The organism is Paraburkholderia sp., from assembly GCF_035656215.1.
GTDB lineage: Bacteria > Pseudomonadota > Gammaproteobacteria > Burkholderiales > Burkholderiaceae > Paraburkholderia.
Map to the genome: position 1 here is coordinate 1 of NZ_DASRSY010000344.1, position 5,907 is coordinate 5,907.

At 61.1% G+C, this 5,907-nt stretch carries 4 protein-coding genes; all 4 read right to left on the bottom strand.

The window, feature by feature from the left end; translation table 11 throughout:
* Positions 1–2,398: 3-hydroxyacyl-CoA dehydrogenase/enoyl-CoA hydratase family protein (locus VFE81_RS19990; protein ID WP_325046249.1), on the bottom strand; the 2,398-nt coding region annotated here is incomplete at its 3' end.
* Positions 2,399–2,521: 123 nt separating this feature from the next.
* Positions 2,522–4,309, bottom strand: a complete 1,788-nt coding sequence (locus tag VFE81_RS19995) for an acyl-CoA dehydrogenase C-terminal domain-containing protein (RefSeq protein WP_325046250.1) — start codon at positions 4,307–4,309, stop codon at positions 2,522–2,524.
* A 97-nt stretch (positions 4,310–4,406) separates the two neighbouring features.
* Positions 4,407–5,006 carry a TetR/AcrR family transcriptional regulator gene (locus VFE81_RS20000; RefSeq protein WP_046566835.1) on the bottom strand — a complete coding sequence of 200 codons (600 nt, stop codon included), beginning with the start codon at positions 5,004–5,006 and terminating at the stop codon, positions 4,407–4,409.
* 227 nt (positions 5,007–5,233) lie between these two features.
* Positions 5,234–5,907: phospholipase D-like domain-containing protein (locus VFE81_RS20005; protein WP_325046251.1), on the bottom strand; the 674-nt coding region annotated here is incomplete at its 5' end.

The window sequence follows — 5,907 nt, forward strand, 5'->3', positions numbered from 1 at the left end:
TGATCCGTTCCTGCGTCTTTTGCGTGCCGAGCAGATCGACGAACGCCTGACGCTCGAGTTTGAGCAGCCATTCTTCGTCGACGAGACTGCCTGCTTCCACGTCGCCGCCGCACACTGCTTCCGCGATACGGCTGGCGATCAGGTAATCGTGCTCGCTGATGAAACGGCCGTCGCGCATGTTGACGAGCGATGCCTTGATGGTCGCAATCGCCGAGCGGCCCGCCACCGGCACTTGCGTGACACGCAGCGGCGGACGGTAGCCCGCGGCGGACAGCGCACGCGCCTCTTTCTTCGCGATATCGAGCAGTTCGAACACGTTGAAGACGATCGTGTCGGACGGCTTCAGGTAGCCCATTGCGCGGGCGTCGAGTGCGGAGGCCGAGACCTTCGCCATTGCCGCGTTTTCGAACGACTTCTGCACGAACTTCAGCAGGTCGTTGGTCGCGCCGGCTGCGGTCGCGGCTTCTGCTGCGCGCAGTGCCGCTTCCTTCAAACCGCCGCCCGCCGGCACGAGACCCACGCCGACTTCAACCAGACCGACGTAGCTTTCGATGTGCGCAACACGCTTCGCGCTATGCAGCGCCAGTTCGCAGCCACCGCCGAGCGCGATGCCCGACATAGCCGAGATGACCGGCACGCTCGCGTACTTCACGCGCAGCATTCCTTGCTGGAATTTCTTCACGAACGGCTCGATGCCCTTCGCGCCGCCCATCATGAAGGCGGGCATGGCTTCTTCGAGGTTTGCACCTGCGGAGAACGGGCCGCCCGGCGTGCCGAGTTTCAGCGACGTCGGCTGCCACACGACCAAGCCCTTGTAGTCCTTCTCGGCCAGTTCGATGGCTTGCGTCAAACCGTCGATCACCGACGGTCCGATTGTGTTCATCTTGCTCTTGAACGACACAATCAGAACGTCGTTCTCACCCGCACGGTCGTCGACCCAGGCGCGCACGGCGTCGGTTTCAAACAGCGTCTTGCCGTAGGTCTTCGGATCAGCCGACGTTTCGCCGACCAGCGGTGCGCGGAACACCTGCTTGTCGTAGACGGACAGCGACGAGCGCGGCACAAAAGTCTTCGAAGCCGGCGACCACGAACCTTCGTTCGTATGCACGCCGCCCTTCTCGGCCACCGGACCTTCCAGCACCCACGACGGCAGTGGCACGTTCGACAACGCCTTGCCTGCCGCGATGTCTTCCTGCACCCATTCGGCAACCTGCTTCCAGCCGGCCGTTTGCCAGCCTTCGAACGGACCTTCGTTCCAGCCGAAGCCCCAGCGGATGGCCAGATCGACGTCACGTGCGTTGTCAGCGATCGATTCCAGATGCACGCCGATGTAGTGATACACGTCGCGGAAAATCGACCACAGGAATTGCGCTTGCGGGTGCTCCGATTCGCGCAGCAGCTTCAGACGCTCTGCCGGCGGACGCTTCAGAATGCGGCCCACCAGATCGTCGGCCTTGGCTCCGCCGTCGACGTACTCACCCGTCTTCGGGTCGAGCACCTTGATCGCCTTGCCTTCCTTCTTGTAGAAGCCGCCGCCGGTCTTCTGACCGAGCGCGCCCTTCTTCACCAACTCAGCCAGCACAGGCGGCGTTTCGTAGACCGGAAAGAACGGATCGTCTTTCAGCGTGTCCTGCATCGTCTTGATGACGTGCGCCATTGTGTCGAGACCGACCACGTCCGCCGTGCGGAACGTTGCCGACTTCGCCCGGCCCAGACGTGAGCCCGTCAGGTCGTCCACTTCGTCGAAACGCAGACCGAACTTTGCGGCTTCGGTGATGACGGCGAGGATCGAGAAAATACCGACCCGGTTGGCGATGAAGTTCGGCGTGTCTTTCGCCCGAACGACGCCCTTGCCGACCACGCTCGTCAGGAACGATTCGAGTTGGTCGAGGATTTCTGGACGCGTCGTGGCGGTCGGAATCAGTTCAACCAGGTGCATGTAGCGCGGCGGATTGAAGAAGTGCACGCCGCAGAAGCGCGCCTTCAGTTCATCCGAGAAACCGTTCGACAGTTCGGTAATCGACAGGCCCGACGTGTTGGTCGCGAAGATCGCATTCGGTGCGATGTGCGGCGACACCTTCCTGTACAGGTCGTGCTTCCAGTCCATCCGTTCGGCAATCGCTTCGATCACGAGGTCGCACTCGGCGAGCTTCTCGATGTCGTCGTCGTAATTCGCGGGCTGGATGTATTGCGCGTCGTCCTTCACGCCGAACGGCGCGGGCGACAGCTTCTTCAGATTCTCGATCGCCTTCAGGGAAATCGCGTTCTTCGGGCCTTCCTTGGCGGGCAGGTCGAACAGCAGCACGGGCACCTTGGCGTTGATCAGATGCGCTGCGATCTGCGCGCCCATCACGCCGGCGCCGAGCACGGCTACCTTGCGAATGATCAGATTGCTCACGTCGTTCCTCCGGGGAGTTATGCGGTGTCGCGAATGTGTCTCTTACGTTCGCGATGTGTGGCTTGTGGCAGTGGAAGGCGCCACGCCTCTTGAGAGCGTGGCGTTTGCCGTAAGGTGTGTGCCTTAGAACAGCGACTCTTCGACGTCCATCATCGACTTCGAACCGGCGCGTGCCTGACGAATCGTCATTGCCGTTTCCGGCAGCAGCTTCGCGAAGTAGAAGCGTGCCGTAGCGAGCTTCGCCTTGTAGAACGGATCGCCCGACGCTTCGTTGTCCAGCGCGATACGTGCCATGCGCGCCCAGAAGTACGAGAACACCAGGTGGCCGACTGTGCGGAGATACGGCACGGCGGCGGCGCCGACTTCGTCCGGGTTCTGCATGGCCTTCATGCCGATTTCCATCGTCAGCTTCTGCACCTTTTCACCGATGTCGGCGAGCGGGTTGATGAACTCCTGCATTTCCGGCTTCACGCCTTCCGCTTCGACGAAGTCCGACACGAGCTTGCCGAACTTCTTCATCTTGGCGCCCATGTCGCCGAGAATCTTGCGGCCCAACAGGTCGAGCGCCTGAATCGCGTTGGTGCCTTCGTAGATCATGTTGATACGCGCGTCGCGCACGTACTGCTCCATGCCCCATTCGGTGATGAAACCGTGGCCGCCGTAGATCTGCATGGCGTGGTTGGTGCTCTCGAACGCGTTGTCCGAGAGGAACGCCTTCAGGATCGGCGTGAGCAGCGCGACGAGGTCGGCAGCTTCTTTACGCACCGATTCGTCGGCGTGCGACAGTTCCTTGTCGATGTGCAGCGCGGACCAGTACGAGAAGGCGCGCGCGCCTTCGGCGTAGGCCTTCTGCGTGAGCAGCATGCGGCGCACGTCAGGGTGGACGATGATCGGGTCAGCGGCTTTTTCCGGCGCCTTCGGGCCGGTCAGCGAACGCATTTGCAGACGCTCTTTCGCATACACCAGCGAGTTCTGGTAACCGATTTCGGTCAGGCCCAGGCTCTGCATGCCGACGCCCAGACGCGCGGCGTTCATCATCACGAACATCGCGTTCAAGCCCTTGTTCGGCTCACCGACCAGCCAGCCCTTCGCGTTGTCCAGATTGATTACGGCGGTCGCGTTGCCGTGAATGCCCATCTTGTGTTCGATGGAGCCGCACTTCACGCCGTTGCGCTCGCCCGGTTCGCCCGCTTCGTTCGGGATGAACTTCGGCACGATGAAGAGCGAAATACCCTTGGTGCCATTCGGTGCGCCCGGCAGCCGCGCGAGCACCAGGTGAACGATGTTCTCCGAGAGATCGTGTTCGCCGCTGGAGATGAAAATCTTCGTGCCGCTGATTGCGTACGAGCCGTCGCGGTTCGGTTCGGCCTTGGTGCGCAGAATGCCGAGGTCGGTGCCGCAATGCGGCTCGGTCAGACACATCGTGCCGGTCCAGACGCCCGCGACCAGCTTAGGCAGATAACGTTGTTGCAGTTCCGGCGTGCCGTGCGCATGCAGACATTCGTACGCGCCATGCGACAGGCCCGGGTACATTGTCCACGCCTGGTTCGCCGAGTTCAGCATTTCATACAGCGCGTTGTTGACGAACGCGGGCAGGCCCTGGCCGCCGTATTCCGGATCGCAGCCGAGTGCCGGCCAACCTGCTTCCACATATTGCTTATAGGCTTCCTTGAAGCCCTTCGGCGTGGTCACGACGCCGTCGCCGACGTACGTGCAGCCTTCCTGGTCGCCGCTGTGATTGAGCGGGAACAGCACTTCGGCGCAGAACTTGCCGGCCTCTTCGAGCACGGCGTTGATCGTGTCCGCATCGAGATCCGCGTGCTTCGGCATCTGCTTGATCTCGGCTTCGACGTTAAGCAGCTCGTGCAAGACGAATTGCATGTCGCGCAGCGGCGCGGCGTACTGTCCCATGACTCTCTCCAAAGTTTGACAAGGAGCCAGGCTATTAGCTCGGTCCGTGGAATCGGACTTTCAGCGCCGCTGAATCTGTTTAAGTTCGACGGCCTTGCTAACGGCTTTCGCTCTGATACGAAACAATCAATTTTTCCAGCGCGGCCCACGTGAGACGCACTGCATCCGGCAAGTGCAGGAAGCGCGCGTCGTGATGCAGGCCGAGCGTGAAGCTGTACAGTTCGAACAGCATCAGCTGCGGATCAGTGTCGGCTCGCAGATGCCCTTCTTCCATCGCCTGCGAAATTGCACGAGTGAGCGCCGCACGCCAGATCGTCACGCTCGACACCAGTTGCTCGCGCACCGGGTTGTCTCCGCGATCGTCGTACTCGACCGCGCCGCTGATGTAGATGCACCCAGTCGTGACTTCCTGAATGCGTTTCTCAATCCAGCGGGAGATCATCGCGCGCAAGCGCGGCAATCCACGAGGCTCACGCAAACTCGGGAAAAACACCTCGTCTTCAAAACGACGGTGATATTCGCGCACGACTTCGACCTGCAAATCCTCGCGCGACCCGAAATGCGCGAACACACCGCTTTTGCTCATCTGCATGCGCTCGGCCAGTAACCCAATCGTCAGACCTTCCAGTCCGTCGCGGCTTGCCAGATCAAGTGCTGCTTCGAGAATCGCGACTCGTGTTTGTTCGCCTTTTCGCATAGCTTTTTACCGTTCTAATGTGACCGAAAGAAAATCGAACGGCCGTACTATTATTGAGTGCTGCCGTCCGCGAAACAAGGACTTTATTAGAAACCGGTTTCTAACCCAGTTTCAATTCTGCGGCATCCGTCAATCGGAGGAAGGAGATTTTTTAGAGGCGTTTGCCTTCTTTTGTTTCCTTCCATTGACGCCGCGCCCTTGCGCCTTATGTGAAAAAGAAAGAAGCGCTAGTCATAGCCGCCCACCGTCAACAGCTTCATCACAGCCCTGTAGCTGGTATAAGCGAGCCAGTTCAGGAAGCGCTCGCCGGCCGGACGGGCCTCGTAGCGCGCCTCGTCGATCCGGCGCGAATCCTTGAACGCGACGAGGATCGCTTCGCGCAGCGCGCCGATCGACGGGTCGTTCACCAGTACCACGTTGGCCTCGTTGTTGAGCATCAGGCTCAATGCGTCGAGGTTCGACGAGCCGACGGTCCCCCAGTTCGAATCCACCACCGCAACCTTGCCGTGTAGCAGGGTTTTCTCGTACTCGGCGATCTGCACGCCGGCTTTGAGCAGCGCACGATACAGGAACGGCACCGCGTAATCGAGCGCCGTGAACTCCTTGCGCCCGATGATGAGCTTCACGTCGACACCGCGCCGCGCCGCGTACACCAGTGCGCGCCGCAGCTTACGGCCCGGCATGAAGTACGGGTTAGCCAGCAGCACTTCGCTGCGCGCCTGGCCGATTGCGGTCAGATACGCCTTTTCGATGGCGCGGCGGTTGATCAGGTTGTCGCGTGCGACGAAAGCCACGCACGGCTGACCGCCTGCCCATAGCGCCTCGTTGCGGTTGCGGCGCCGGCGGCGCAGCGTGCCGAGCGACGCCACGGTCTTCGGCGCGAGATCGGGCTCGAGCGATT

Excerpts from the sequence above, each read along its gene's own strand:
- VFE81_RS19995 (WP_325046250.1), bottom strand. The coding sequence starts at position 4,309 with ATGGGACAGTACGCCGCGCCGCTGCGCGACATGCAATTCGTCTTGCAC.
- VFE81_RS20000 (WP_046566835.1), bottom strand. The coding sequence starts at position 5,006 with ATGCGAAAAGGCGAACAAACACGAGTCGCGATTCTCGAAGCAGCACTT.